This window comes from Acidimicrobiales bacterium, assembly GCA_016794585.1.
Classification (GTDB): Bacteria; Actinomycetota; Acidimicrobiia; order Acidimicrobiales; family DATDAH01; genus JAEUJM01.
Window position 1 is genome coordinate 21,808 of record JAEUJM010000014.1, and the last position, 26,746, is coordinate 48,553.

Below are 26,746 nucleotides of genomic sequence, written 5' to 3' on the forward strand. Positions count from 1 at the left end.
GGTGCCAGGCTCCCGACCCCGGGCCGTCCGCCTGGGGGTCTTCGCCGTCGACTCCGACGCCGTGCAGATCGCCTGGGGCAAGCTCGGCCCGGGCCGCGTCGAGATCACCGTCGGCGACGACGCCAAGGAGGTGCACGCCGACGGCGGGCCCGGGGTCGTCTCGTTCCGGGGCCTCGCGCCCGACTCGCCGGGCGTGGTCGAGTTGACCGGCCCGGGGGTCCCGGGCGGCGCGCGCTCGCTTCCGTTCCGCACCCTGGCCGAACTGCCGGGCGCCGAGCGCTACCGGTTCGCGACCGTCAGCGACACCCACATCGGCTGCCGGGCCTACGGCATGTTCCACACGATGCGCGAGAAGCCCCAGCCCGACGAGCCCTACACGGTGCGCATGGCACGGGGCGCGTTCGCCGAGGCCAAGGCCTGGGGGGCCCAGCGCCTCATCGCCAAGGGCGATGTCACCCACCACGGCGAGATCGAGAACTGGCTCACCTTCCGTGACCTGCTGGACGAGGCCGGCCTCGTGGGCGAGGCCATCCCCGGCAACCACGACGTCGAGGACCGTCGCGAGATCGATCCCGACGACGCGCTCGAGAAGATCGGCCTCACCCCCATCCCCGAAGGCTGCCGGTGGTTCGACGTGCCCGGCCTGCGGGTCGTGCTCGTCGACTCGACCGTGCTCGAGGTGCGCCGCGGGTACGTCGACCACCTGCACGACGTCGTCCGCGAGGCCGTGGGCTCGACGGGCCTCCCGGTGTGGATCGGCCTGCACCACCACCTCGAGCCGCTGCGGTGGTCGTACTTCTACCCGCCGGGCGTCCGCGGCGAGCACACGAACCGCTTCCTCGCCGAGATCGTCGCCGCCAATGCCAACGCCTTCATCACCAGCGGCCACACCCACCGCAACCGCCGTCGCCAGGTGGGCTCGGTGGTGCTCACCGAGGTCGGCTCACCCCAGGACTACCCGGGCACCTGGGCGGCGTACACGGTGCACGACGCCGGGATCCGCCAGGTCACGTGGCGCACCGAGGACCCGTCCTGCACCCCGTGGATCGAGTACTCGCGTCGCGCCGCCGGGACCCTGTGGGGGCGCTGGTCCCCGGGCCGTCTCGACCAGCGCTGCTTCAACCACCTCTGGGTCTGAATCCGACGCCGCCCCCGAGCTCCGGGCGCCCCTCCACCGCGGCTACTGGCAGCGGAGCGGGAGGGTCGACCGCACCTGGCCCGAGTTCGGGCCGACCTGGAGGCACGACGAGTCGACCGCCTCGAAGTCCGCCCCGGTGAAGTCGGCCAGGGCCCGCAGCGCGTCGTTGTCCCAGTTCCCGTTGGGAGCGCCGCTGAGATACCAGGGCGACCCGTTGTCGGCCAGGATCATGCCGTGCACCTTGAGGGCATCGAGCACGGCCCGCACCTCGCCCGTGTAGCCGCTGATGTCCACCCCGGCCTTCATCCGGAACCAGGTGCCCATCGGGGGAAGGGCCGGGTCGCTGTCGCTCGATGCCCGATGGCGGGCCGGCCAGACGTAGGCGTCCTGGGTGGCCGGGGCGGTGAAGCGGATGGCGTGGTCGATCGACCCCCGCCGGGCCTCGTTGTAGCGGACGAGACCCGGGAAGATGGGGAGGCCGGCGGCGTCCGCCGAGGTCCAGCCCGCCGGGCGCACGGCGTTGCTGCGGAGGTCGAAGATGGCCCCGGAGCCGGCCCGCCAGTTACGCCGGCCGCCCGCCTTGTGGGCGTCGTAGAGCTCGTAGAGGCGGCAGGCCTGGGTGTCCACGGCGATGATGTGGCGGTCGCCGTCGCCGTCGGGGCCGCCCTCGATCTTGGGGTTCACCCGCACCGGGTAGGGGCCCGGGTCGCTCTCGTCGGCGTAGCGGAAGCTCACCCGGACCCGCCGGGTGGCGGCGTCCTCGCGCATGTACGGGATGCCGATGGGACCGCCGTCCCAGAGCCCGCTGCCGAAGTCGGCCTTGAGCGTGGCGTTGCGCCCGATGCTGCGGACGTAGGCGTCGGACTGCGGGAGCACGGGCAGATCGGACACGTCGGCGTGCCAGTAGTTGTCCGCCGGGAAGATCGAACAGGCCGACAGCGGGGGCGCCGCTTGCGCCGGAGCGGAGGGCGAGACCGCCATCACACCCGCGGCCGCGGCCAGCGCCCCGAGCACGGCCACCAGTCGCTTCATGGCCTCCAGTATCGACCCTGACCGGCGGACGCTTGATGCAGGACCCGTCGCCTCAGACCAGCGACAGGACCAGGCCGGCCTGAGCCAGGTGGTACGTGACCATGATGGCCACCGAGCCCCAGGCGTAGAGCTTGACGAACTTGTTCCAGCCGATGAGGGCGTCCGACAGGTAGAAGAACGAGGCGCCGACGATGGCGAGCGCCGACGCCGTGCCGAACGCGCAGGCGACCATCACCGAGATGACGGTCATGTAGGCGGCCACGGGCACCGCCAGCTCGGGCTCGTCGCCCGTTCGCACGCCGTTGACCACCCGGCGCCCGACCACCGCCATCGCCACCAGCACGACGGCGATGCCCACGGCCAAGGGGCCGCCTTCGATGCCGGCAGTGATCAGTCCGACGATGTAGGCGACGTGGCCGACGAGGAACGATCCCAGGCCCAGGATGAACCAGCGCTCGCTGGCGGCGTCATCCACGCCATCTTCGGGCTCAGCGTCGCCGCCGATCATCAAGAAGACGTCGCCGCCGAGCGAGAACACCAGCGCCACCACGAACCACGCCCGGGTGGTGGCGTCGGCGGGGTCGAGAGCGAGTGCCACGGCCAGCAACCCGATGGTCGTGGCCGGCTTGCACAGGAACTCCAACCGGCGATTTTCGGTGGCACGGGACACCCAGTCCCCCACCGCGAACACCCCGGTCACCGCCAACAGCGCCCACGCCAGTCCCGTCACGCCGCCATTCTCCCCCGCCCCGTCAGGGCTCGCTGCGGGCGAGCTCGAGGGCGTCCTGCCAGTCCATCCCCTCGGTCAGGCGCTGGCGCCACTGCATCACGTGGCGGGGGCGGTTCCACCCCAGGGCGCCGACGAGGCGACCAGCGCGGCCGTAGAGCGCCACGAAGCGGCGCTCGGCCACGTCGCCGGTGACGACCTGCACCTCGTCGTCGGGGCCGGAGCGGCCCGCGAGCTGGATCTTGCGGTCGTAGAGGTCGGACCAGAACCACGGCACCGGCTCGTACGGCAGGGCGACCTCGTCGCTCGCCGCCAGCAGCCGGGCGGCGGCGGCCTGGGCCATCTCGATGGCGTTGTCCCAGTGCTCGACCCGCATGACCTCGCCGCCGAAGCGGGGGTTGGGCCACCGGGCGATGTCGCCGGCGGCGACCACGCCGGGTGCGGCCTGCGTGGTGGCGTCGCAGAGGACGCCGTTGTCGAGGGTGAGGCCCGAGCCCTCGAGCCACTCGGTGTTGGGGATCACGCCGATGCCGACCACCACCACCTCGGCATCGACGGTGGTGCCGTCGGCCAGGCGGACGCCGGTGACCCGCTCGGCGCCGTTCGCCCCTCCTACCGCCGACGTGAACCCGTCGACGCCCACACCGAGGCGGAGGTCGACGTCGTGCTCGCGGTGCAGATCACCCACCAGTGCGCCCATGTCGGCGCCGAGGGCCCGCTCGAGTGGTACCGGCAAGGCCTCGATCACGGTCACGTCGAGGCCCCGGGCCCGGCAGGACGCGGCCACCTCCGAGCCGATGAAGCCGGCGCCGATCACGGCGACCCGGGACGGCCCACGCTCGAGGTCGGCCCTCAAGGCGAGCGCGTCGTCGAGGGTGCGCAGCACGTGCACGCCGGCGAGGCCCTCGCCGCCGATCGTCCGGGGCCGACAGCCCGTGGCGATCACGAGGCCGTCGAAGCCCAGGCGGCCACCGTCGGCGAGCTCGACCTCCCGGGCGCCGAGGTCGAGGCCGACGGCGCGCTCGCCGAGGCGCCAGTCGAACGGGTCGGCGCCGTCGTCGTTGGGGGCCGCCGACGGCAGGACGATGCGGTCGACGTCCCAGTCACCGGTCAGCACCTGCTTGGACAGGGGCGGCCGGTCGTAGGGCTGGTGGGGCTCCTCGCCGACCAGGGTGAGGGCCCCGTCGAAGCCCTGGGCGCGCAGGGCCTCCGCGGCCCGGAACCCGGCCAGGGACGCGCCGACGACGACGATGCGGTCCATCACGGGGACGTCAGCCGAGGAGCCGTGGTCGGTGGATCAGGGAGCGGGATCGACGGGAAGCCGTCAGTCCTCGATGGCGATGGCCTGCTTCGGGCAGCGGCGGACCGCCTCCTCGAGCTTCGGGCGCATCTCCTCGGGCGGGTTCTCGTCGAGGACGTAGAGGAAGTCGTCGTCGCGCACCTCGAAGACCTCGGGGAGGATCCCCATGCACACGGCGTTGCTCTCGCACAGATCGAAGTCGACGACGACTCGCATGTTGTGTCCCTCCTGCGGGATCGGGCGGCTTGCCCCTCATCATGCCCCACTGCCGGGCCCCGCACGGACACGCAACGGCGGCGGCGCCGGCGTTCAGACCTCGGCCGCGGCGGGGTCGCCGGCGTCCACCCGCCAGGTGGATGCGGTCTCGATGCCGCTGTCGGGGTCGCGCACGTCGTCGAGCATCCGGAACTCGGCGGTCAGCGCCTCGGGGGTGGCCTCGATCACCAGATAGCCGTGGCCGTCGAGCTGCTGGCGCAGCTGCGGGGTGCGCTCGCTGACGTCGTCGCTGAACAGGACCGACGAGATCGGCGGCGCCATGAACTCGGTGGCCACGAGCGGGCTGTCGGTGTCGAAGGGCACCTCGTTCACGGCGAGCACCATGCCCTGGTGGTAGTCCCCGCTGATCACCACGGGGTTGTCGACCTCGGCGAGGAGGTCGATGACCTGCTGGCGGGCCACCGGGTAGCCGTCCCAGAGGTCGAGGAAGAACTTCGGCTCGTCACCGGTGCCGGCGTCGATCCCGGCCAGCGCCACCGGGGTGCCGAGCAGGTTCCACGACACCCCGCCCTGCCGCGCGGTCTCGTCCAGCCAGGCTTCCTGGTCGGCCCCGAGGCGGGTCCGCTCGTCGCCCACGGCGTCGCAGTGGCCGTAGTCGTAGGGCACGGTCTCCCCCCGGCAGGGCGGCTCGTCGGCGTACTGGCGCTCGTCGAGCAGATAGAGCCGGGCCAGGTCGCCGAACACCACGTCGTGGTAGATGTCGAGGTCGGGGCCGTCAGGAGGATCGAGGCGCACCGGCAGGTTCTCCCACCACGCCTGGTAGGCAGCCGTCCGCAGCTCGAGCACCGCCGCCGGCGGGTCGCCGTTGGGGAGGGTGTCGCCCATGTAGTTGTCGGACACCTCGTGGTCGTCCCACACGAGGGCGAAGGGTGCGGCGGCGTGCGCGGCCTGGAGGTCGGGATCGACCTTGTAGGACGCGTAGCGCAGGCGGAACTCCTCCAGCGTCTTCGGAGGGAGCGCGGGCAGGCTCGACCGGTTGCCGTCGGGGCCACCGGTGGCCGGCAGCTCGTAGATGTAGTCACCCAGGTGGACCACGAGGTCGACGTCCTCGTCGGCGAGGTGGCGGTAGGCGGCGTAGAAGCCGGCCTCGAGGTGCTGGCAGTTGGCGATGCCGAGGCGCACCTGCTCCGGCGACGCGTCCGCGGCCGGCAGGGTGCGGGTGCGCCCGACGGGGCTGGTGAAGTCGCCGACGCGGAATCGGTAGAAGTACTCGCCGGCAGGGTCGAGGCCCGTGGCGTCGACGTGGACGGAGTGCCCGAACTCGGGTGCGGCGGTGGCGACGCCGCTGCCGATCAGCTCGGTGAAGGCGTCATCGGTGGCGACGTCCCACGCCACGTCGACCGGCCCGCTCCCCATCCCGCCGGCGCCGTCCCGGGCCAAGGGGTCCGGGGCGAGGCGGGTCCAGAGGATCACCGAGTCGGGCCGCGGGTCGCCGGAGGCGACGCCGAGGGTGAAGGGGTCGGCGCGCAGGCTCGACGGCCCCGTCACCGCAGCGGTCGTCGGCGTCGGGGTGGCCCCGCCGCTCCCGGACGCGCCTCCCCCGCCGTCGCCACCATCGCCGCCGCTCCCGCAGGCACCGAGCGCCACCATCGAGGCGGCCCCGAGCAGGAAGCCCCGCCGGGTGACGCCACCGTTCAGGAGCCGTTCATCGCCTGTTCCCCGCGCGTTCACGCGGCGATTCTGGCACGCCACCGCCCCGGGGCCGGGGCGATGGCGTGCCGGCTCGACTCAACCCGGCTTGTTGCCCGACACCACCCACATGGCGAAGAACTGCGAGCCGCCGCCGTAGGCGTGACCCAGCGCCGTCTTGGCACCGTCGATCTGGTGCTCGCCGGCCTGGCCCCGCACCTGCATGGCCGACTCCGCGAAGCGGATCATCCCGGAGGCGCCGATGGGGTTGGTGGAGAGCACGCCGCCGGAAGGATTGATCGGCAGGTCGCCGTCCATCGCGGTGGCGCCCTCCTCGGTCATCTTCCAGCCCTCGCCCTGGGCCGCGAAGCCGAGGTTCTCCATCCACATGGGCTCGTACCAGGAGAAGGGCACGTAGATCTCGGCGACGTCGATCTCGGCCCGACGGTCCTTGATGCCGGCCTGGGCGAACACGTCGTCGGCGCACTGCTGGCCGGCGAGGGGGTTCACCGCGTCCCGGCCGGCGAACATCGTCGGCTCCGAGCGCATGGCCGTGCCGAGGATCCAGGCGGCGTTGCCGTTGGCGTCGCCACCGGCCTCGTTCGAGATGACCAGCGCCGCGGCGCCGTCGGACGACGGGCAGGTCTCCGAGTACCGGATCGGGTCCCAGAGCATGATGGACTCCTCGATCTTCTCGAAGGTCACGTCGTGCTCGTGCAGGTGGGCGTACGGGTTCTTGAGGGCGTTCTGGCGGTCCTTCAGGGCCACCAGACAGCCGATGTGGGGTGGCGCGCCCGACCGGTGCATGTAGGCCCGGATGTGGGGGGCGAAGAAGCCGCCGGCACCCGCCACCAGCGGCGGCGAGAACGGCATCGGCAGCGACAGGGCCCACATGGCCTCACTCTCGGACTGCTTCTCGAAGGCCACGGTGAGCACCCGCTCGTGGATGCCCGCCTGCACCAGCGACGCGGCGACGATGGCGGTCGACCCGCCCACGCTGCCGGCCGTGTGCACCCGGAGGAGCGGCTTGCCCACGCACCCGAGGGCGTCGGCAAGGTAGAGCTCGGGCATCATCACACCCTCGAAGAAGTCGGGGGCCTTGCCCACGACCACCGCGTCGATGTCGTCCCACGTCATCTCGGCGTCGGCGAGGGCGCGCTGTGCGGCCTCTCGCACGAGACCGGCGATGGAGACGTCGCCGCGGGTGGCGGTGTGGTTGGTCTGGCCGATGCCGACGATTGCTGCGAGCTGCTTGGCCATCAGCCTTCTCCTTCCAGGACGCACACGAGGTTCTGTTGCAGGCAGGGACCCGAGGTGGCGTGCGCCACCGCCCGGTCGGCGCCGCCGGCGGTGATGCGCTCGGCGGCCTCGCCGATGCGGATCAGGCCGGCGGCCATGACGGGGTTGGCCGCCAGGGCGCCACCGGAGGGATTGACCGCCACGTCGTCCCCCAGCCCGAGGGCGTCGGCCAGGATCAGCTCCTGGTGGGTGAACGGTGCGTGCAGCTCGGCGATGTCGATCTTGCCGTCGCCGACGCCCGCCTTCTGGCCCGCCAGGCGGGTCGACGGCGAGTCGGTGAGGTCGCGCACCCCGAGGGCGTGCGCCTCGACCCGGTGGTCGATGCCGCGGATCCACGCCGGCCGTTCGCACAGCTCACGGGCGAGGTCGCCGGCGGCGATGATCATCGCCGCGGCACCGTCGGTGATGGGCGGGCAGTCGTGCTTGCGCAGCGGGTTGGCCAGGTACGGCTCGGCCAGGATCTGCTCGACGGTGAAGTCGCCGGCGAGCTGCGCCTTGGGGTTGGCCTTGGCGTTGCCCCGGCTGCGCACCGCCACCTCGGCCAGGTCGGCCTCGGTGGCCTTGCCCGAGTCGAGCAGAGCGCGCGCCTGGAGACCGGCGATGCTCACCGCGTCGGGCCACAGCGGCGCCGTCACGTACGGCTCGAGCTGGGTGGTGAGCACCTTGGGCAGGTCGCCCGGGGACGACTTGCCGTAGCTGTAGATCAGCGCGGAGTCGATCTCGCCCATCTGGAGCTTCACCCAGGCCTCGTAGAGCGCCCACGCCCCATCGGCCTCGACGTGGCTCTCGCTGATGGGCGGCCACGGCCCGATGGCGTCGAGGATGGTCACGAACGAGAAGGCCTGGCCGGCCAGGAAGTCGGTGCTCCCCGAGCAGGTGAAGCCGACGGTGTTGGCGCTGAGACCGGTGCGCTCCCAGAGCTCGCCGACCACCGGCATCATCATCTCGATCTCGTTGTAGCCCTCGATGCGTCGCTCGTGCTTCGACTGTGCGAAGGCGACAACCGCAACGTCTCGCATCACACTGGCACCTCCTTCGTCGGTGCGCCTTCGGCATCCGGTTCGTTGGGTGCCGCAGTTCCGCTCCGCTCCGCTGCCTCGATCGTCATCACATCTGCCCTTCGTAGGTCGAGGGGTCGGCGTCGGGCTCACCCGTCGGCCGCCACCACTTGATGTTCTCGAGGCTGGTCTCCAGCTCGTCGTCGTCCTTCCAGACCGCCTCCACCCGCAGGCCCATGCGCACGTCGTGGGCGGGCATCTCCTGGATCAGGCCGAACAGCGGGAGGTCGGCCCCGTCGACGAGCACGTTGGCGCTCACGTAGGGGATCTCCATCTGCTGGCCGTGGAACGGGACGTTGACCACGCAGAAGGTGGTCACGGTGCCCGTGTGGGGCAGCTCCACCTCGTCGGTGGTGGGCACGCCGTCGGTCGGGCAGGCGCCGCGCGGCGGCAGGTAGACCTTGCCGCACTTGGGGCAGCGCTGGCCCATGAGCTTCTTCTCCTTGACCGCTCGCAGGAAGCGGCTGGAGGCGGCGCCGGCCGTGTACTCGTAGTCGAGGTGCAGCGGCGTCTTGGTGCTGCGCACCGGCTCGACGTCGGCCAGCGCCGGGATGGTCGTCAGATCGATGCCCATCAGCTCTTCTCCTCCGGGACGAAGCAGGCGATGTCGTTGATGTGGCCTTCGCGCTCGTCGGCCCACTTCACGGCCACCCGCATGCCGGTCGCCATGGCGGACTCGTCGGCGTCCACCGCGTGGAGGAAGCCCACGTCGGCGCCGTCGAGCTTCACCAGGGCGAAGGCGAAGGGGTGGTCGAGCGGGTGCTCGGGACGGGGGTCGGCCACCCACGACCAGGTCAGGACCTCACCCGAGGTGCCCACCTCGACGAGCTCGGAGAGCTCCTCGGCGGTGACGGGGTCGTACTCGACCGGCGGCACGATCACCCGGCCGTCGGCCCCCCGCACCCCCAGCACGATCTGCTCGCGCAGACCGGTGAGGAAGGCGCTCATCGCCGGACCCACCGTCCGGGAGAACGGGTACTCGATGACCAGTGGTGCGCGTAGGACTTCCTGCTCCATGGGCTGAGCCTTTCGTCGCGTGAGCGAGGTCGATCAGAAGGTGAGGACGGTGCGGACCACTTCGCCGCTGGTCATGGCGGTGAGGGCCTCGTTGACCTCGCCGATGTCCTTCTTGGCGCTGATCATGCCCTCGAGGTCGAGCTTCCCGGCCCGCCAGAGGCGCAGCAGGCGGTGGAAGTCGCTGCGGACGTCGGTGGAGCCGTAGTACGACCCCATGAAGACCTTCTCGGCGTAGAAGATCTCGAAGGCGTTGAACTCGACCATCTGGTCCATCTTCCCGACACCGACCACGACGGCGGTGCCGCCGCGGCGGACGGCGTCGAACGACGCCCGCATGGTGGCCGGGAGGCCGATGGCCTCGAAGGCGTAGTCGAACCCGTCGCCACCGGTGAGCACGCCCTGCAGCTCCGCCAGCTCGTCGGGCTTCACCGCGTGGGTGGCGCCGAAGGTCTTGGCGGTCTCGAGCTTCGAGTCGATCATGTCGACGGCGACGATCGTCGCGGCACCGGCGATGCGGGCGCCCTGGATGACCGAGATGCCCACGCCACCGCAGCCGAACACCACGACCGAGGAGCCGGGCGTGACCTTGGCGGTGTTGATGGCCGCGCCGACGCCGGTCATGACCGCGCACCCGACGAGCGAGGCCACGTCGAAGGGGATGTCGTCGTCGACCTTGATGGCGCCCTGCCAGGGCATGATCGTCTCGCGGGCCCAGGTGCCGGCGCCGGCCATGCCGAACACGCCGACGTCGCCGCGCTGGAACTTCTGCTGCACGGCCCACTCGAACTGCAACATCACACACAGGTGCGGGGACTTGTGGTCCACGCACATCGTGCACTTCCCGCACGGCGGCGACCAGGCCACGATCACGTGGTCACCCTCGGCGAGGTTGTCCACGCCGGCACCGACGGCGGTGATGACGCCGGCACCCTCGTGGCCCAGCACGACGGGGGCGGGCTGCGGGAGCGAGCCGGTCATGGCGTGCAGGTCCGAGTGGCAGACGCCGGTGGCCTCGATCTGGATCTTCACCTGGCCCGGACCGGGATCGGCGACGGTCAGGTCGTCGACGACCTCGAGGGTCTCGTCACCGGTGTTGTGCAGCAGTGCTCCTCGCATCGGAGGCTCCTTCGTGGCGTGTCGTGGTGGTCTGGCGCGTGCGGTCGTGCCGTGGCGTTGCGGACTGTAGTGGAACGCGTTCTACTCTGGCGCGAGCAGGTCAGCCAACGAGGGGAAGATCGACGTGGCCAGTCTCGGGTTTTGGAAGATCGGACAGGAGCAGCCGGACCGGCCGGCGCTGGTGACGCCGGACGGCACCGAGTACACGTTCGGTGAGCTGCTCGCGGCCACCAACAAGGTCACCCACGGCCTGCGTGCTCTCGGGCTCACCAAGGGCGACGCCATCGCCACGGTGCTGCCCAACGGCGCGGAGATGGTCGAGCTGTACATGGCCTGCCTTCAGGCCGGGCTCTACATCACGCCCGTCAACCACCACCTGGTGGCGGACGAGATCGCGTACATCGTCCAGGACAGCGAGGCCAAGGTCCTGGTGGGCCACGAGCGCTTCGCCGAGGAGACCGCGAAGGCCGCCGACCAGGTCGACTTCCCCGCGGAGTGCCGCTTCGCCATCGGCGACGTGCCCGGCTTCCGCCCCTTCTCCGAGCTGACCGACGGCCAGCCCGACACGCTCCCCGAGGAGCGGTCGTCGGGTGCGGCCATGCACTACACCTCCGGCACGACCGGCAAGCCGAAGGGCGTCAAGCGCCCCGTCGTGGACATCGACCCCGACGTGTTCGGCGAGCTCTTCGCCGGCTTCCCGCAGATGTTCGGCATCACCCCGCTCGGCGACGGCGTCCACATCACGGGCTCGCCGCTCTACCACACGGCCGTCCTGCACTTCACCGGCAACTCGCTGCACCTCGGCCACCGCGTGATCCTCATGGACAAGTGGACGCCCGAGGGGATGCTCGAGCTCATCGACCGCTACAAGGTCACCCACAGCCACATGGTGCCGACGCAGTTCAACCGGCTCCTGGCCCTGCCCGACGACGTCAAGGCCAAGTACGACGTGTCGTCGACCCGCAACATGGTCCACGCCGCCGCTCCCTGCCCGCCCGACGTCAAGCGGGCGATGCTCGAGTGGTGGGGTCCGTCGATCTACGAGTACTACGCGGCCACCGAGGGTGGCGGCACCATCGTCACCCCCGAGGAGTGGCTCGAGAAGCCCGGCACCGTGGGCAAGGCGTGGCCCAACTCGGAGGTCGTCATCATGGACGACGAGGGCAACGAGCTCCCGGCCGGTGAGGTCGGCACGGTCTACATGCGCATGGGCACCGGCCAGGACTTCGAGTACAAGGACGACCCCGAGAAGACCGCCGAGAACCGCAAGAAGGGCTTCTTCACCGTCGGTGACATCGGCGTGCTCGACGAGGACGGCTTCCTGTTCCTGCGCGACCGCAAGAGCCACATGATCATCTCGGGTGGCGTGAACATCTACCCGGCCGAGATCGAGAACGCCTTGCTCGGCCATCCCAAGGTCGCGGACGCCGCCGTGTTCGGCATCCCCCACCCCGACTGGGGCGAGGAGGTCAAGGCCGTGGTCGAGCTGGTCGACGGCGTCGAGCCCAGCGACGAGGTGGCGCAGGAGATCCTCAGCTACTGCGGCGAGAAGCTGGCCAAGTTCAAGATCCCCCGCTCCGTGGACTTCACCGACGAGATGCCCCGGGACCCCAACGGCAAGCTCTACAAGCGCAAACTGCGGGACCCCTACTGGGAAGGCCACGACGCCAAGATCTGACGCTCGGCGGCGGCTTTCGTCGGAGGAAATAGCCCCCCGATTCCGGGGGCTATTTCCTCCAACAGCAGGGTGTGGCAGGGTCACGCCGTGCAATGGGCCGGGAAGGTGGGGATGGTCGGCCTCACCGTCGCAGTGCTCGCCGGTGGGTGCGGCAGCGCCGGCGACGAGAGCGACACCGGCGCTCCGGCGGAGCTGTGTTCGGCGTACGAGCAGTTCGTCGAGCTCGAGGACGAGCTGCTGGCCCCCGAGGTCTTCGACCTGAGCGCCGGCGAGCTGCAGTCCGTCCTCGCCGACCGCAGCCGCGTCGCCGCTTCGATGGCCGAGGTGGCCGACGGTGACCTCGGCGAGGCGTTGCGGCCGACGGCGCGGTTCGACCCGGCTGCGGACGAGATCCTCGTCGAGGCATGGCGCGAGGACCGACAGGGGCTGCCCGCCGCCGGCGACAGCTGGACGACGAAGGCGCTCTCGGACCAGGACGAGCTGGTCGCGGACGACGGGGCCCGGATGGCCACGGGCGACTGGTTCTCTCGGAGCACCCAGCGCCGGGAGCTCCTCTATGTCACGTGCGTCGAACCCGGGCTGGCCGACGGACCGGACCAGGACCGGGCGGAGCGAGCACCGGACGGACTGATCAGCTACTTCCGGTTCGCCGATGTCGCCACCGCCACCGGGGAGCGACTCGCGGTCACGACCAGGGGCGACGAGGCCGAGTCGCCCTTCAGGCTGCCCACGGGATGGCGGTCACCGTTGTACGGCGACGCGGTGGGCGATCGGGTGGTGTTCAACGCGGCCCACGGCGATCGAGTCGGACTCCTGTCGTTCGACCTCTTGTCGTCCGACTCCCAGAGCGACGCCGAGGTCGCCTACGACGGCGACGTCCCGCTCTCGTGCCCGTCGCTCTCGAGCGACGGCCGGTCCATCCTCGCTCCTGAGCAGTCCTTCAGCGGCGACGACCGAGGGGTGTTCGAGGTGCGCGCCGAGGACGTCGAGCCGCTCGGTCTCGACCTCGCGTTGCAGGGGTGCACCGCGGCGGTCGGCGACGACCACCTGCTGGTGGCCCCTGCCGCTGCGTCCCTGGCCGATCCCGTCACCGCCTCGCTGATGACCCGGGAGGGCTCGGACCTCCGGTCCATCGATCTGCCGGCCCACTGCAACGTGACCCTCGGTGACGTGCACGGCACCGCCGACCGAGCGGCACTGTCGCTGCGCTGCGCCGACCCCGGCGACAGCGGGCTGTGGACCGTCGACCTGGAGTCCTTCGAGGTCGCGCACCTGGTCACCGGAGCGGTCGGCACCCCCAAGTGGTCGCCAGACGGCGAGTGGCTGACGTTCGCCTACGCCCCCGTCGAGACGCTATCGGGCCACCTGGACATCTGGCTGGTGAAGGCCGACGGGACCGGCGCCCAAGAGCTCGTGGAGGGCGGCGCTTTCCCGATCTGGCTGCCCGAGCGGTGACTTCGACGCGGGCCGAGCGTTCCGGGAGCCCTCGAACCGCCGGCAACCGCTCGACGCTTCTCAGAATCGTCAGCCTGGGCGGGCCACCGGGTTCTCGGAACACGGCGGCCGCCTGAGGCGGCTTGACGCTTCCGAGAACCAGACGATCGGGGCGCGGCGCCGGCGGTCGAGCGGGTAGGGCCCGGGCATGGTTGCCATCGGGTACACGATCATGAGCGAGCAGGCGGGGCCGGCGCAGATCGTCGGCGACGCCCTCCAGGCCGAGGCGCGGGGGTTCGACTTCCTCGCCGCCTCCGACCACCACGCGCCGTGGCTGGAGGAGCAGGGCCACTCGCCGTACGTCTGGTCGGTGCTCGGCGCGGTGGCCCAGGCCACGGACGAGATCGGGATGATGACCTACGTCACGTGCCCGACCATGCGGTACCACCCGGCGGTGGTGGCGCAGAAGGCGGCGACGATCCAGCTGCTCTCCGAGGGGCGCTTCACCCTCGGGCTCGGCGCCGGCGAGAACCTGAACGAGCACGTGGTGGGCCTCGACTGGCCGCCGGTCGACGTGCGCCACGACCGCCTCGAGGAGGCCCTCGCCATCATCCGGCCGATGCTCGACGGCGAGACCGTGACCTTCCGGGGCGAGTACCTCTCGGCCGAGGCGGCCGGGCTCTGGGATCTGCCGTCGACGCCGCCGCCCATCGGCCTGGCCGTCTCCGGGCCGGCGTCGTGCACCCTCGCCGGCGAGCAGGCCGACGTGATGATCGCGGTCGAGCCGAAGGCCGACCTCGTCGAGCGCTTCGAGGGCGCCGGCGGCGCCGGCAAGCCCAAGGTGGGCCAGCTGGCAATCAGCTACGACCCCGACCCGGCGCTGGCCCGCAAGCGGGCGCGCGAGCAGTTCCGCTGGTTCCTCGGCGGCTGGGACGTCAACGCCGAGCTGCCCGGCCCCCGCCACTTCGCCTCCGCGTCGCAGGCCGTGACTGAGGACGACGTGGCCGAGCAGATCCCCTGCGGCGACGACGTCGACGCCGTGGTGGCGGCCGTCCGCGAGTTCAGCGACGCCGGGTTCACCCACGTGGCCCTGGTCCAGATCGGCGGCGACCACCAGGAACCGTTCTTCGACTGGGCCGAGTCCGACCTCCTCCCCGCACTCCGGGAGATCTGAGCGGCTCCGTCACCCGCCAGGAAGCGGGTCCGCGTCGCGGTCAGCCCGGATCTGAGCCACCAGCTCCTCGGCTCGGCCAGGAGCAAGGCCGTTCGTCGAGGACAGCGGTCGTCGGCGTGCGTCCTCCATGCGCTCGCGCAGCCGCTCCGCTTCCTCGAGAGCAGGAGCCCCACGCCGGAACCGCAGCCGATCAGGTCGGATCACCACGGCGACGGCCCGGCCGTTCCGTGTGATCGTGATCTCGTCACCCTCCACGACCCGGTCCAGGATCGCCGCCAAGGAGGCGCTGGCCTCGGAGACGCTCATCGTCAACGCCATGACGGAGATGTTGACCGAAGCAGAGGTCTGATGAACGGTGATTTCCCGGACGCCGGCCCTAACGTCGGCGCCGTGATCATCGTGACCGGGAGCGTCGTCGTCCGACCCGAGGATCTCGACGAGGCGGTGGCCGTGTCGCTCGAGCACGTGCGCCGCTCGCGCACCGAGCCGGGGTGCCTGCTGCACTCGGTGCACCACGACGTGGAGGACCCGAACCGGCTCGTGTTCCTCGAGCAGTGGGCCGACCGGGCCGCGCTCGACGCCCACTTCGCCGTGCCCGCATCGCTCGAGTTCGTGACCCGGCTGTCCGCGCTCGCCACCGAGCCGCCGACGATGGAGATCCACGACACCGCCGGCTGACCGGCGCCCGACTTCACCGCACCCCCGATCGGCGACGACACTGACACCGTGGCCGACGAGGAGGCGCCTGCCGAGGACGAGCAGCCGAGCGGGCTGAAGGCGACCTACCTGCACCGCCGTGCCCAGGTCGAAGAGCTCCTCGAGCTGGCCGCCACCACGGCGTGGGCGCCGGTCGTGCTCGCCCGCGAGGCCTACCAGCGCGACCGGGACATCGGCGGCGCCGTGCTCGCCGGCGCCATCGCCTTCCGGGTCTTCGTCTGGCTGCTGGCCGCCTCGCTCGTCGCCGTCGCCGGCCTCGGCTTCGCCGCCGCCGCAGGCGAGGACTCCGGCGAGGTCAGCACCAACCTCGGGGTGACGGCGTTCGCGGCCAGCTCGGTGGCCAAGGCCGCCAACGACGTCCAGCGCAGCCGGTGGATCCTGTTGGGCCTCGGCCTCTGGGCCCTGTACTCGGCCAGCAAGCACGCGCTGCGATCGATGTGGGTGACGAGCGCGCTCGTGTGGCGAGTGCCGATGACCAAGCCCCCGACGGTCGCCGGCGTGGCCGGGTACAACGTCGTGTTCCTGGGCATGGTGGCAACCACGGCGGTCGCGAACCGCCTCCGCGACCTGCTGCCCGGACCAGGGCTGGTCATCACCCTCGCCGTGGTGCTGATCTTCGGCCTGCTGATGTGGGCCGGCCTCCTGGGCCTCCCCCGACCGAACCTCCCGTACACGGCGGTCCTCCCGGGCGCCACGGTCCTGGCCCTCGGCCTCCAAGCCATGCACCTGATCTCACTGTTCTGGCTCCCCCACGCGGTCGAGAGCTCTTCGGAGACGTACGGCACCATGGGGATCGCGGTCGCCATGCTCCTGTGGCTCTACTTCTACGGGCGCCTCGTCGTGTTCGCCGGGGTCCTCAACGCCACGCTGTGGGAGCGCTACAACGAAGCCGGCGACGCGCCCGACCTGGTGGGCGCCGGCGCCGACCCAGTGATGGCAGCGGGCCTCGCCGCGCTCACCGACCTCCGGGAGCGGGCCCGCACCCGGAGGGAGCGAAAGGCCGAGGCGACGAGGGCGTCCGCCGCCGAGGAGGACCCGGGACCCTAGGCCTCGTGGGGCTCGATCAACAGGCGGGCGGCGAGCTCGAGCTCGTCGCCGACCTTACCGATGCCGGACCAGCCGTTGACCCACCCCACGAGTGCGGCGTACCAGATCCACCCGAGCATGCGGACGATGCCGGCACGGGTGTCGACGTCGAAGTCGTCGGGGAAGGCCCGGTCCTGGATGCGGGCCATGGTCGTGCCGACCACCTGCTGGCACTCGATCACCTTCGGGTCGGCGGCGGCCAGCGCGGTGATCACCGCCTCGCTGAGCTTCGGCTCGCGCTCCATGGCGCGGGTGGCCCGCCGCAGGATGTCGACCATGCGGTCGGCGGTGGTGGCCCCCGTCGGCGGCCGCCGGGCGATCTGGCCCTCGAGGTCCTCGACCCACTCGACCAGCGCCTCGGCGAGGACGTGGTCCTTGGACGAGTAGTACCGGTAGATGGTGCCCAGCGCGACGTCGCTGCGCGCCGAGAGGTCGCGCATCTGCACGGCGTCGTAGCCGCCGCCGGCGCCGAGGTCGATGGCCGCGCCGATGACCCGGCGACGGCGCTCGGCCTGGCTCTTGCTGAGGGCGGTGCCCGGTTCGACCGTGGTCACCCGGGCGAGGCTACGCGGATTCGGCCCCCGCTAAGCAGGTTGCCAGCGCGAGGGGTGCTTCGCCGCCGCCTCCGCCGCCTGCGCGGCCCGTTCGGCCCGGCGGGCGGTGAGGTCCACGACCGTGGACGGGTCGGGCGCCGACGGGTCGAGGAGGATCACGCCGTTCGAGGGGTGGAACTCGGCCGGGTCGCTCCTCGTCACCCGACGGAGGGCGGCGCGGCGCCGTTCGTAGGGGCTGATCCAGTCGGGGCCGTACAGGAGGCGGTTGCGGTGGTGCTTCGACGCCCCGACGCCATCCGAACGTGCAGCCAACATGGCTCGACCCCCCTTCAGGATCTCCTACCTGCCCCTCCATCGGTGAGTACGGCACGGTCCTGAGCGATCGTCACGCGCCTGCAACACCAGGCACGCGATCGCAATCCGAGGGGGGAGACCGGGAGTGTCGGGGTCAGGTGGAGGTGGCGGGGGCGTGCTCGGTCAGCGCGTCGTCGTCGGCGAGGCCGTCGGCCACGATCGTGCCCTCGGTGACCGAGCCCTCGCCGCTGCCCTCGAGGCCCCGCAGCCAGTCGCGGTGGACACCGTCGAGGAAGCGCTCGACGCCCTCGATCACCGGCGCGGTGCGGGGTGACACGAAGATGTCGAACGCGTGCTGGGCACCGTGGAGCTCGGCGTAGACGACCGGCTGGGTCGAGGTCGCCCGCAGGCGCTCGACGAAGAGCCGGGCGTCCTCGAGCGGGGCGAGCGTGTCGCGGTCGCCGTGGATCACGAAGAAGGGCGGGGCGTCGGCCCGGACGCAGTCGATGGGTGAGGCCTTCGCGAACTTCTCGGGGTCGTCGGCCAGGTAGGCCTTCATCACGTAGGGCTCGATGAACATCGGGAGGAAGCCCTTGGTCTGGGTCTTCAGCCGATCGGTGAAGTCGTAGACGCCGTAGAACGGCACGGCCGCCTGCACGGACGTGTCGGCGTCCTCGAAGCCCGGCTGGTACTCGGGGTCGCCCATGGTGAGGGCCATCAGCGCGGTGAGGTGGCCGCCGGCCGAGCCCCCGGTGACCGCGATGAAGTCGGGGTCGATGCCGTACTCGTCGGCGTGCTCGCGGATCCACGCCAGCGCGGCCTTGAGGTCGATGAGGTGGTCCGGGAAGGTGGCCGCCGGGCTGAGGCGGTAGTTCACGTTGAAGCCGACCCAGCCGTTGGCGGCGAGGTGGCCGAGGAGAGGGATGCCCTGCTCGCGCTTGTCGCCGATGACCCAGCCGCCGCCGTGGATCTGCATGATCGCGGGGCGCATCTTGCCGGCGGCGCCTTCCTCACGCGGCAGGAAGACGTCGAGCTTCAGCGTGCGGCCCCCCGCCCGGCGGTAGACCACGTCCTTGATGACCCGCGCCTCGGGGCGGCGGAACAGGAAGGGGACGAACACGTGGCGGCGGGGCACCCGGGGGGCGCCGTCGTGGTCGTCGACGAGCTCCTCCATGGCGTCGCGCACGGTGACCGCGGCCCGCCGGCCCCGCACCACGAGGACCCAGAGCCCGACCCAGGAGAGGAAGGTGAGGCCCAGCGCCACCCAGCCCGGCCAGGCGTCGAGGGCGCCCGTGTAGATGAAGAACAGCGTGGCGAGCGCCTGCCAGACCAGGTGGTGCCCGGCCAGCTCGATGGTCATCCACGAGGCGAAGAACGTGGGCACCAGCAGCACGCGGTTGTTGGTCGGGAGGAAGGCGTTGACGGTGAAGGCGAACCCGACGACGCTCACGAGCAGAAAGAGCCACGACACGCCTCTATTGTGCCAGCGTGCAGCGACTGTCCGGACTCGACGCGACCTTCCTCTACCTCGAGACGCCGACGCTGCACATGCACGTCGCCATGACCGCGGTGTTCGACCCCTCGACCATGCCCGGGGGCTACTCCTTCGAGAAGGTGAAGGAGTTCATCGGCAACCGGGTCCATCTGATCCCGCCGTTCCACCAGCGCCTCGTCGAGGTGCCGTTCCGGCTCAACCACCCCCTGTGGGTCAAGGACCCGGAGTTCGACCTCGACTACCACGTTCGGCGCATCGGGGCGCCGTCGCCGGGCGGCCCCGCCGAGCTGGGCAAGGTCGCCGGGCAGATCGCCAGCACCCCGCTCGACCGCAGCCGCCCGCTCTGGGAGGCCTGGGTCGTGGAGGGCCTCGCCGACGACAACGTCGCGCTGGTGGCCAAGGTGCACCACTGCGGCGTCGACGGCAGCGCCGGTGCGCAGTTCATGGTGCACCTCTTCGACCTCGAGCCCGACGCCGAGGGTCCCGACGGCCCCACGCCCATCGAGACCGAATCCGTCCCCTCCGACGGCGAGTTGATGTACCACGCCGCCGCCTCGCGCATGCGCCAGCGGCTCAACATCGTCCCGCTCGTGGGCAAGACCCTTTCCTCGGCCGCCTCGCTGATCGCCTCGCGGAACAGCGCCGACCGGCCCTCGGGCGCCCTGCCCCTCACCGCGCCCGCGACGCCGTTCAACGCCGCCATCTCCTCCAAGCGCAACGTGGCCTTCAGCCGGGTGCAGCTCGCCGACATGAAGGCCATCAAGAACGCCGCCGACGCCACGGTGAACGACGTCGTGCTCGCCATCTGCTCGGGCACCCTGCGCCGCTACCTCGAGTCGCGCGACGCCCTGCCCGACACGCCGCTGCTCGCGGTGTGCCCCGTCGCGGTCACGCCCGATGAAAAGGCCGGCAGCAGCGCCAACTCGGTGTCGGCCATGTTCACCTCGCTGGCGTCGGACATCGCCGACCCGGCCCTGCGCCTGGCGGTGATCTCCGAGAACACGAAGGGCGCCAAGGAGGACCACAACGCCATCGGCGCCGACATGCTCCAGGGCTGGACCGAGTTCGCGGCGCCGAACACCTTCGCCCTCGCCGCCCGGCTGTACTCGTCGATGAACCTGGCGGACCGGCACCGGCCCATTCACAACCTGGTGATCTCGAACGTGCCCGGCCCGCCGTTCCCGCTCTACTTCGCGGGCGCCGAGCTCCAGGCCGCCTACCCCATGGGGCCGGTCATGGAGGGCGCCGGGCTCAACATCACGGTGATGAGCTACCGGGACTCGGTCGACTTCGGCTTCATGGTCTGCGACGAGCTTCTGCCCGACGTGTGGGACCTCGCCGACTGCGTCGAGCCCGCCTTCCAGGAGCTGTACGAGGCCGTCGTCGGCCGCTGAGCACCGGGCGCCGTGGCGATGCCCGGCGCTCCTCGACCGTGATCCAGAGCGGCGGGGCGGACGAACGAGGGCGGTGAAGCCTCCGCCCTGCCCGCACCACGCCGGCCCGCCCCTTGACGGGCGCCCGCTCGCCTGTCATTCTCCGAACAGTGTCAGGAACTACTAACAGTCCTCGGATTGCAGCACGCCGTCAGGCGACGCGCGCCGAGATCCTGGCCGCGGCCTGGACACTGGCCCAGGAGCAGGGCCTGGCCGGCCTGTCGCTACGCGAGCTGGGCAACCGCGTCGGAATGCGGGCCCAGTCGCTCTACGGCTACTTCGGCTCGAAGAACGACATCTACGACGCGATGTTCGCCGACGGCTGGCGCGCCCTGCTGGCTGAGGGCATCTGGCCGGGCCCCGAGGCTCCCGTCGACCGGGAGCGGTTCAAGGCGGGGGCGCGCCAGTTCGTGGCGTTCTGCCTCGCCGACCCGGTGCGTTTCCAACTCCTGTTCCAACGCACGATCCCCGGCTTCGAGCCGTCGGCCGAGTCCTACGCCGTGGCCCTGGAGGTGCTCACGGGTGTCGAACGCGCGTCGGCCGCGCTCGGCATCACCGACCCGGCCCACCTCGATCTCCAGACCGCCCTGATCAGCGGTCTGATCTCGCAGCAGATCGCCAACGACCCCGGCGGCGACCGATGGGTGCGCCTTCTCGACGAGGCCCTCGACATGTACCTCGACCACGTCCTCACCGACGACCGACCCGACAGGAACGCCTCATGACGACGAGCACCCCCACCGACGTCGCCTCGATCGATCCGATCGACCACCGCGCCGCCATGGCGCTGGCTGCGGTGGAGTTTGAGCGCTTCGGCGCTCTCCTCGCCGCCCTCGGACCCGACGACTGGACTCGATCGACCGACTGCCCCGCCTGGGACGTGCGGGCCATGGTGGCCCACGTCGTCGGCGCGATGGCGGGCAACGCGTCGATGCGGGAGAACCTGCGCCAGCTGCGCCTCGCCCGCAAGGGCGACGGCCCCCTCGTCGACGAGCTCAGCGCCCTGCAGGTCGCCGACCGGGCCGCCGACGGCCCCGACGCCCTCCTCGCCGAGTACGAGCGACTGGTGACCCCGGCGGTCAAGGGCCGGACCCGGGTGCCCGGCCCGGTGCGCTCGCTCGCCCGCATGGACGTCGAGATGCCCTACGGCACCGAGCGCTGGACCCTCGGCTACCTGGTGGACACCATCTACACCCGCGACGTCTGGATGCACCGCGTCGACATCGCCCGCGCCACGGGGCGCCCCCTCGAGCTGACCGCGGACCACGACGGTCGCCTCGTGGCGGACGTCGTGGCCGAGTGGGCCCGCCGCCACGGCAGCGCCTTCACCCTCGTCCTCGACGGGCCGGCCGGTGGCGCCTTCGTCTCGTCGGGCGAGAGGCCCGCCGAGGAGCTGTGCCTCGACGCCGTCGAGTTCGCCCGCACCGTCGCCGGCCGCGAGCCCGGCGTTGGCCTCCTCGCCACCGCCGTCGCGTTCTGATCCGACCAGCCCGTCCCGCCCGAATCCCCCCAGACCCCAGCACCACCGACCGAGGAGTGCCCGTCGTGCACCACTGCTTCCCCCTCCGCCCCACCCACCTCGCCACCCTCGCTGCGGTCCTGGTGCTGCTCGTCGCTGGCTGCTCCAGCAGCGGCGACGCCGATCGCGCCGACGACGCGACCGGGGTGGAGACGTCCACGAGCGCGGTTCCCGAGACCGCACCCGACACGTTGAACGTCGTAGCGACCGACTACGGCTACGCCCTCGACACCGAGCAGGTGGCCGCGGGCCTGGTCACCGTGAACCAGGACAACCAGGGCGCGGAGAACCACCAGGTGACCCTCGTGCGCCTGGAGGACGGCCAGACCCCTGCCGCGGTCGCCGACGGCCTGAGCGCCCAGGGTGACGGCTTCATCGACGCCGCCAATTACGCGGGCGGGCCGAACAACACCATCGCGGGCGAGACCGGCTCGGCCACCGTGCCGCTCACCGAGGGCAGCTACGCGCTGGTCTGCTTCATCCCCAACCAGGACGGCGAGTCCCACTACGCCCTCGGCATGCTGGGCGAGGTCGAGGTCGTCCCGGCGGCGGACGAGGCGGCCCCCGCGGACCCGCCAGCGGCCGACGCGTCGGTGTCCCTCGTCGACTTCGCCTTCGAGGGCGACGACGACCTCCCGACTGCCGGCACCATCGAGGTCACCAACGACGGCACGCAGGCCCACGAGTGGACGGTCGGCAACCTCGACAACACCGTCGGGACCGGGCTGTCGGCCATCGCCCCCGGGGCCGTGGCCTACGTCCCCATCGACGTCGCCCCCGGCGACTACAGCTACAACTGCTTCGTGGCCGACCCCGAGACACAGGCCCCCCACATCGCGCTGGGCATGACCGCGCAGGTCACGCTCCCCGGCCAGGGTGCAGGGTCGGGCTGACCCCCGAGGTCTCCTGTCAGATCAGACCGGACTCCTCGGCCCGCTTCTGCAGGCCGCGGGCGATGACGATGCGCTGGATCTCGCTGGTGCCCTCGCCGATGATCATCAGCGGCGCGTCCCGGTAGTACCGCTCGACCGGGAACTCGGTGGTGTACCCGTACCCGCCGTGGATGCGCAGGGCCTCGGTGGCGATCTCGAAGGCCGACTCGGAGGCGAACAGCTTGGCCATGCCCGCCTCGACGTCGGCCCGCTCGCCCCGGTCGAACTTCTCGGCCGCGCTCTTCACGAGCAGGCGTGACGCCTCGAGCTTCGTGGCCATGTCCGCCAGCTTGAAGGCGATGGCCTGGTGCTTGGCGATGGGCACCCCGAAGGTCTCGCGCTGCTGTGCGTACGAGAAGGCGGCGTCGTAGGCGGCACGACCCACGCCGACGGCCCGGGCGGCGATGTTGATGCGCCCGAGCTCGAGCGAGCTGAGGATGAAGTGCATGCCGCGCCCCAGGCCCTCGGGCCCTCCGAGGACGTTCTCGGCCGGGACGCGGTGGTCGGTGTAGGTCATCTCGACGGTCTCGATGCCGCGGTAGCCGAGCTTGTCGATGTGGCGGCTGACCCCGATGCCCTCGAAGGAGGCGCCGGGCTCCTTCTCGACGATGAAGCAGGTGATGCCCTCAGGCGTCCGCGCCGCCAGCGCCACCAGGCCGGCCCGCTCGCCGTTGGTCACCCACATCTTCGTGCCGTTCACGACGTACTCGTCGCCATCGGGCACCGCCTTGGCCCGCAGGGCCTGGCTGTCGCTCCCCGAGTCGGGCTCGCTGAGCGAGAACGCCGCCCGCACCTCGCCCTCGGCCATCGCGGGCAGCCAGCGGGCCTTCTGCTCGTCGGTGCCGAACCGCTTGATGAGGTTGGCGGCGATCATGTGGGTGTTGAGCACCCCCGAGAGCGTCATCCACCCGTACGCCAGCTCCTCGATGACGCGGGCGTAGGTGATGACGTCGAGGCCGAGGCCGCCGTGCTCCGGCGGGATCGTCGCCCCGAACAGGCCGAAGGCCCGCATCTGGGCGACCATGTCCTCGGGGTACTCGTCGGCGTGCTCGAACGCCGACGCCTGGTCCATGACGTCCTTGCGGATCCAGGAACGGATGGCGCCGACGAGCTCGTCGGCCAGCTGCGGGTCGGTGGCGGCCGTCACCTTCGCACCTCCTTCGTCGGTGCCCCTTCGGGATCCGGTTCGCGCTCGTGCTGCTCCGCTCCGCTCCGCAACGTCTGGAAGTTCACCGCCCGATCGTAGGCAGGTGTACGGATGGTGAACGGCTCCGGGCGCCCTCTACTACTGTCCCCCACCTCACCCGGGGGACGCGCGGAGGAACGTGATGCAACGGTTCTGGATGAAGTTGGCGGTGTGGCTGGGCAAGCACGCGGGCGTGGTGGCCGTGGGCGGCCTGTTGGTGACCCTGCTCTTCGGGTTCGGCATCACCCAGCTCGAGTTCCAGACCGGCCAGGACAGCTACTTCAACAAGGACGACCAGGTCTACAAGGACTCGGTCGCCTACCAGGACCTGTTCGGCGGCCAGGCCATGCTCACCCTCGTCACGATGGACGAGGGCCACACCATCGACGAGCTCTTCACCGAGGAGAACCGGGCGAAGTTCACCGAGGCCGCCGAGGAGCTGCGGGCCGACGAGCACATCGAGGGGGTGATCACCCCGGTCGACATCATGGACTTCAACGCCGCCCTGGTCGACAGCGAGTCGGGCAATCCCCTCGACAGCGTCGCCGGCGCCGCGCTGTTCCGGGCCACCACCGACGATCCCACCGAGGAGGGGCGCGCCGCCCGCACCGCCGACGCGGCGGTGACCCTCGAGCGCCTCGAGGCCATCCCGCCCGAGGACCGCAACCTCGACAACCCCGAGTGGGTCGACTTCCTGCTCCGCGACAACGAGGGCAACATCCGCGTCGCCCTGCTGTCGTTCTTCCCCGACGACACCCACGCGCAGATGATCACCCGCCTCCCGGGCAACGCCTCGATCGAGGAGGAGGGCAACGGTGCCACTGTCACCAAGGAGGTCACGGCGGACCTCGAGTTCGACGGGGCGACGGTGACGACGACGGGCGCGCCCGTCCTGCTGCAGGACATCAACGAGTACCTGACGGGCGGCATGTTGACCCTCGGGGCCATCGCCGCCGCGATCATGGTGCTGATCCTGCTCATCTTCTTCAACGTGCGCTGGCGGCTCCTCCCGCTCGGCGTCATCATCGTCGGTCTCATCTGGGCCTTCGGCGCCGCCGGCTTCCTCGGCATCCCCCTCACCATCGTGACCATCGCCGGGCTGCCGGTGATGATGGGCATCGGCATCGACTACGCGATCCAGATGCACGCCCGGGTGGAGGAGGAGGTGGTCATCGACCACATGCGCCACCCGATCCAGGAGACCGCCCGCAACCTGTGTCCGGCGCTGCTCGTCGTCACCTTCGACGCGGTGTTCGCCTTCTGCGCCCTGCAGTTCGCCAAGGTCCCCATGATCCGCGACTTCGGCCTTCTGCTGGCGGTCGGCATCGCCGTCATCTGCTTCGCCAGCATCATCATCCCGCTGGCCGCGCTGGGCATCCGTGAGTTCAAGTCCCCCACCAAGGGCCGGGACTTCCGCGAGGGCCCGCTCGGTCGCCTCGTCGTGTTCATGGGTTCGGTGCCGGCGTGGTCGGCCATCCCCCTCGCCATCGCCAGCGTCGCCATCTTCTTCGGCGGCATGGCCGTCGAGGACGACCTCACCCTGCAGACCGACCCCATCAAGTGGGTGAACCAGGACACGCAGGTGATCCGCGACATCAACACGATCGACGAGGAGACGGGCTCCTCCAGCGAGCTCGGCATCTTCATCCAGAGCGACGACGTCTTCACCCAGGAGAACGTCACGTTCATGCACGAGTTCACCCAGGAGCAGCTGGCCGAGCACCCCGAGGACCTGCTGACGCCGTCGAGCATCGTGGCCACGGTCAGCGACCTGCTCGTCGTCCCCGGCGGGGCCTCGGTGCCGCCCACCGCCGAGGAGGTCCGGGCGGCCTACGAGGTGGCGCCGCCCGACATCCAGCAGTCGCTCGTGTCGCCCGACGGCGACGCCATGAACCTGATCTTCCGGGCCGGGCCGAGCTCGCTCGAGGAGCGGGCACTGGTGGTCGACGAGATCGAGGAGTCGGTCGACCCGCCCTCTGGCGTCTCGGCCACCCCGTCCGGCCTCGCCGTCGTCGGCGTGGGCCTGCTCGAGAACCTCGAAGCCAACCGCATCGAGCTCACCTACCTGGCGCTCGCCTTCGTGTTCATCTTCCTCACCGTCCGGATGCGCAGCGTGGTGCGGTCGCTGCTGTCGCTGGTGCCGGTGCTGATCGCCGTGGGCGCGGCCTCGTTGGTCGCCTTCGTGTTCGACCTGAAGCTCAGCCCGATGACCGCCATCGGTGGGCCCCTCGTGATCGCGGCGTGCACCGAGTTCACGTCGCTCATCCTGTTGCGCTTCGTCGAGGAGCGCGAGCGGGGGGCCTCGCCGCGCGAGGCGGTCGACGTCGCCGCCGGGCGCACCGGCCGGGCCTTCATCGTGTCGGCCATGACCGCCATCGCCGGCGTGGCCGTCATCGCCACCTCGTCGCTCCCGCTGCTGCGGGACTTCGGCATCCTCGTGGCCATGAACGTGGCGGTCGCCCTGTTCAGCGCCCTCGTGGTCCTGCCCCCGATGTTGGTCTGGGCGGACAGCCGCAAGCACGCCTGGGTGTCGAAGGGCCTGGCCAAGCCCGACCGGGTGGTCGAGTACGTCCCGACACCGCCCGGCCCGCACGACCCCGAGGGCGCCCACGCCCGGGTCTGACCCCGACCGCCCGGCCGGCGCCGCCACGC

At 71.1% G+C, this 26,746-nt stretch carries 26 protein-coding genes; 11 read left to right on the plus strand and 15 right to left on the minus strand.

Annotated elements, in window-relative coordinates; all coding sequences use genetic code 11:
* Position 1 precedes the first annotated feature (1 nt).
* Positions 2-1,138: a metallophosphoesterase gene (locus tag JNK12_07510; GenBank protein MBL8775760.1), complete on the plus strand. Its 1,137-nt coding sequence runs from the start codon at positions 2-4 to the stop codon at positions 1,136-1,138.
* Between the two features lie 42 nt (positions 1,139-1,180).
* Here JNK12_07510 and JNK12_07515 read toward each other — a convergent pair whose 3' ends face one another.
* The 10 genes from JNK12_07515 to JNK12_07560 form a co-directional block, all read right to left on the minus strand.
* Positions 1,181-2,170, minus strand: coding sequence for a hypothetical protein (locus JNK12_07515; GenBank protein ID MBL8775761.1), 990 nt, complete (start codon positions 2,168-2,170; stop codon positions 1,181-1,183).
* Positions 2,171-2,222: 52 nt separating this feature from the next.
* The gene (locus JNK12_07520) at positions 2,223-2,900 is read right to left on the minus strand and encodes a lysoplasmalogenase (GenBank protein MBL8775762.1); all 678 of its coding nucleotides are present in this window, start codon (positions 2,898-2,900) and stop codon (positions 2,223-2,225) included.
* A gap of 22 nt (positions 2,901-2,922) precedes the next feature.
* A complete protein-coding gene (locus JNK12_07525; protein MBL8775763.1) occupies positions 2,923-4,158 on the minus strand; it encodes an NAD(P)/FAD-dependent oxidoreductase in 1,236 nt (411 codons plus the stop codon).
* 63 nt (positions 4,159-4,221) lie between these two features.
* On the minus strand, positions 4,222-4,413 hold the full coding sequence (locus JNK12_07530; GenBank protein MBL8775764.1) for a ferredoxin: 192 nt from the start codon (positions 4,411-4,413) through the stop codon (positions 4,222-4,224).
* A gap of 93 nt (positions 4,414-4,506) precedes the next feature.
* The gene (locus tag JNK12_07535; GenBank protein ID MBL8775765.1) at positions 4,507-6,144 is read right to left on the minus strand and encodes an alkaline phosphatase D family protein; all 1,638 of its coding nucleotides are present in this window, start codon (positions 6,142-6,144) and stop codon (positions 4,507-4,509) included.
* Between the two features lie 57 nt (positions 6,145-6,201).
* On the minus strand, positions 6,202-7,362 hold the full coding sequence (locus tag JNK12_07540) for a thiolase domain-containing protein (GenBank protein ID MBL8775766.1): 1,161 nt from the start codon (positions 7,360-7,362) through the stop codon (positions 6,202-6,204).
* Positions 7,362-8,420 carry a thiolase domain-containing protein gene (locus JNK12_07545; protein ID MBL8775767.1) on the minus strand — a complete coding sequence of 353 codons (1,059 nt, stop codon included), beginning with the start codon at positions 8,418-8,420 and terminating at the stop codon, positions 7,362-7,364. Before JNK12_07545 ends, JNK12_07540 begins: the two co-directional genes overlap by 1 nt.
* 88 nt (positions 8,421-8,508) lie before the next feature.
* Positions 8,509-9,033 (minus strand): Zn-ribbon domain-containing OB-fold protein, encoded by a 525-nt coding sequence (locus tag JNK12_07550; protein ID MBL8775768.1) that lies wholly within the window; start codon positions 9,031-9,033, stop codon positions 8,509-8,511.
* Entirely contained in the window at positions 9,033-9,476 is a 444-nt protein-coding gene (locus JNK12_07555) for an OB-fold domain-containing protein (protein ID MBL8775769.1), read from the minus strand. Before JNK12_07555 ends, JNK12_07550 begins: the two co-directional genes overlap by 1 nt.
* A 33-nt stretch (positions 9,477-9,509) precedes the next feature.
* A complete protein-coding gene (locus tag JNK12_07560; GenBank protein MBL8775770.1) occupies positions 9,510-10,592 on the minus strand; it encodes a zinc-binding dehydrogenase in 1,083 nt (360 codons plus the stop codon).
* Positions 10,593-10,716: 124 nt separating this feature from the next.
* Here JNK12_07560 and JNK12_07565 point away from each other — a divergent pair, with 124 nt between their 5' ends.
* The 3 genes from JNK12_07565 to JNK12_07575 all read left to right on the plus strand — a co-directional run bounded on the left by JNK12_07565 (position 10,717) and on the right by JNK12_07575 (position 14,878).
* Positions 10,717-12,270: an acyl-CoA synthetase gene (locus JNK12_07565; protein MBL8775771.1), complete on the plus strand. Its 1,554-nt coding sequence runs from the start codon at positions 10,717-10,719 to the stop codon at positions 12,268-12,270.
* Positions 12,271-12,357: 87 nt separating this feature from the next.
* Positions 12,358-13,725 carry a PD40 domain-containing protein gene (locus JNK12_07570; GenBank protein ID MBL8775772.1) on the plus strand — a complete coding sequence of 456 codons (1,368 nt, stop codon included), beginning with the start codon at positions 12,358-12,360 and terminating at the stop codon, positions 13,723-13,725.
* 187 nt (positions 13,726-13,912) lie between these two features.
* Complete coding sequence (locus JNK12_07575) at positions 13,913-14,878, plus strand: TIGR03557 family F420-dependent LLM class oxidoreductase (protein MBL8775773.1); 966 nt, start codon at positions 13,913-13,915, stop codon at positions 14,876-14,878.
* A 9-nt stretch (positions 14,879-14,887) separates the two neighbouring features.
* Here the strand turns inward: JNK12_07575 and JNK12_07580 are convergent, their stop codons facing one another.
* Positions 14,888-15,196, minus strand: a complete 309-nt coding sequence (locus JNK12_07580) for a type II toxin-antitoxin system Phd/YefM family antitoxin (GenBank protein ID MBL8775774.1) — start codon at positions 15,194-15,196, stop codon at positions 14,888-14,890.
* A 72-nt stretch (positions 15,197-15,268) separates the two neighbouring features.
* Between JNK12_07580 and JNK12_07585 the strand changes: the two genes are divergently transcribed.
* Both JNK12_07585 and JNK12_07590 read left to right on the plus strand, forming a co-directional pair.
* Complete coding sequence (locus JNK12_07585) at positions 15,269-15,556, plus strand: antibiotic biosynthesis monooxygenase (GenBank protein MBL8775775.1); 288 nt, start codon at positions 15,269-15,271, stop codon at positions 15,554-15,556.
* Positions 15,557-15,604: 48 nt separating this feature from the next.
* A complete protein-coding gene (locus JNK12_07590; protein ID MBL8775776.1) occupies positions 15,605-16,642 on the plus strand; it encodes a hypothetical protein in 1,038 nt (345 codons plus the stop codon).
* Here JNK12_07590 and JNK12_07595 read toward each other — a convergent pair.
* The 3 genes from JNK12_07595 to JNK12_07605 form a co-directional block, all read right to left on the minus strand.
* Positions 16,639-17,235 (minus strand): TetR family transcriptional regulator, encoded by a 597-nt coding sequence (locus JNK12_07595; protein MBL8775777.1) that lies wholly within the window; start codon positions 17,233-17,235, stop codon positions 16,639-16,641. The genes JNK12_07590 and JNK12_07595 overlap by 4 nt on opposite strands.
* Before the next feature lie 30 nt (positions 17,236-17,265).
* Positions 17,266-17,550, minus strand: a complete 285-nt coding sequence (locus JNK12_07600; protein MBL8775778.1) for a hypothetical protein — start codon at positions 17,548-17,550, stop codon at positions 17,266-17,268.
* A 133-nt stretch (positions 17,551-17,683) separates the two neighbouring features.
* Complete coding sequence (locus JNK12_07605; protein ID MBL8775779.1) at positions 17,684-19,000, minus strand: alpha/beta hydrolase; 1,317 nt, start codon at positions 18,998-19,000, stop codon at positions 17,684-17,686.
* Positions 19,001-19,017: 17 nt separating this feature from the next.
* Here JNK12_07605 and JNK12_07610 point away from each other — a divergent pair, with 17 nt between their 5' ends.
* The 4 genes from JNK12_07610 (at position 19,018) to JNK12_07625 (ending at position 22,869) form a co-directional block, all read left to right on the plus strand.
* Complete coding sequence (locus JNK12_07610; protein ID MBL8775780.1) at positions 19,018-20,418, plus strand: wax ester/triacylglycerol synthase family O-acyltransferase; 1,401 nt, start codon at positions 19,018-19,020, stop codon at positions 20,416-20,418.
* Between the two features lie 149 nt (positions 20,419-20,567).
* Positions 20,568-21,182 (plus strand): TetR/AcrR family transcriptional regulator, encoded by a 615-nt coding sequence (locus JNK12_07615; protein MBL8775781.1) that lies wholly within the window; start codon positions 20,568-20,570, stop codon positions 21,180-21,182.
* Positions 21,179-21,937, plus strand: coding sequence for a maleylpyruvate isomerase family mycothiol-dependent enzyme (locus JNK12_07620; protein MBL8775782.1), 759 nt, complete (start codon positions 21,179-21,181; stop codon positions 21,935-21,937). Before JNK12_07615 ends, JNK12_07620 begins: the two co-directional genes overlap by 4 nt.
* 65 nt (positions 21,938-22,002) lie before the next feature.
* Complete coding sequence (locus tag JNK12_07625) at positions 22,003-22,869, plus strand: hypothetical protein (GenBank protein ID MBL8775783.1); 867 nt, start codon at positions 22,003-22,005, stop codon at positions 22,867-22,869.
* Positions 22,870-22,885: 16 nt separating this feature from the next.
* Here the strand turns inward: JNK12_07625 and JNK12_07630 are convergent, their stop codons facing one another.
* The gene (locus JNK12_07630; protein MBL8775784.1) at positions 22,886-23,980 is read right to left on the minus strand and encodes an acyl-CoA dehydrogenase family protein; all 1,095 of its coding nucleotides are present in this window, start codon (positions 23,978-23,980) and stop codon (positions 22,886-22,888) included.
* 256 nt (positions 23,981-24,236) lie between these two features.
* On the opposite strand from JNK12_07630, the gene JNK12_07635 reads away from it, so the two are divergent.
* Positions 24,237-26,717 (plus strand): RND family transporter, encoded by a 2,481-nt coding sequence (locus tag JNK12_07635; GenBank protein ID MBL8775785.1) that lies wholly within the window; start codon positions 24,237-24,239, stop codon positions 26,715-26,717.
* The last annotated feature ends 29 nt before the right edge of the window (positions 26,718-26,746 follow it).

Coding starts and splice junctions, on each gene's coding strand:
- JNK12_07515 (MBL8775761.1), bottom strand. CDS start 2,170: ATGAAGCGACTGGTGGCCGTGCTCGGGGCGCTGGCCGCGGCCGCGGGT.
- JNK12_07525 (MBL8775763.1), bottom strand. CDS start 4,158: ATGGACCGCATCGTCGTCGTCGGCGCGTCCCTGGCCGGGTTCCGGGCC.
- JNK12_07530 (MBL8775764.1), bottom strand. CDS start 4,413: ATGCGAGTCGTCGTCGACTTCGATCTGTGCGAGAGCAACGCCGTGTGC.
- JNK12_07540 (MBL8775766.1), bottom strand. CDS start 7,362: ATGGCCAAGCAGCTCGCAGCAATCGTCGGCATCGGCCAGACCAACCAC.
- JNK12_07545 (MBL8775767.1), bottom strand. CDS start 8,420: ATGCGAGACGTTGCGGTTGTCGCCTTCGCACAGTCGAAGCACGAGCGA.
- JNK12_07550 (MBL8775768.1), bottom strand. CDS start 9,033: ATGGGCATCGATCTGACGACCATCCCGGCGCTGGCCGACGTCGAGCCG.
- JNK12_07555 (MBL8775769.1), bottom strand. CDS start 9,476: ATGGAGCAGGAAGTCCTACGCGCACCACTGGTCATCGAGTACCCGTTC.
- JNK12_07560 (MBL8775770.1), bottom strand. CDS start 10,592: ATGCGAGGAGCACTGCTGCACAACACCGGTGACGAGACCCTCGAGGTC.
- JNK12_07575 (MBL8775773.1), top strand. CDS start 13,913: ATGGTTGCCATCGGGTACACGATCATGAGCGAGCAGGCGGGGCCGGCG.
- JNK12_07580 (MBL8775774.1), bottom strand. CDS start 15,196: ATGGCGTTGACGATGAGCGTCTCCGAGGCCAGCGCCTCCTTGGCGGCG.
- JNK12_07600 (MBL8775778.1), bottom strand. CDS start 17,550: ATGTTGGCTGCACGTTCGGATGGCGTCGGGGCGTCGAAGCACCACCGC.
- JNK12_07620 (MBL8775782.1), top strand. CDS start 21,179: ATGACGACGAGCACCCCCACCGACGTCGCCTCGATCGATCCGATCGAC.
- JNK12_07630 (MBL8775784.1), bottom strand. CDS start 23,980: ATGGACCAGGCGTCGGCGTTCGAGCACGCCGACGAGTACCCCGAGGAC.
- JNK12_07635 (MBL8775785.1), top strand. CDS start 24,237: ATGCAACGGTTCTGGATGAAGTTGGCGGTGTGGCTGGGCAAGCACGCG.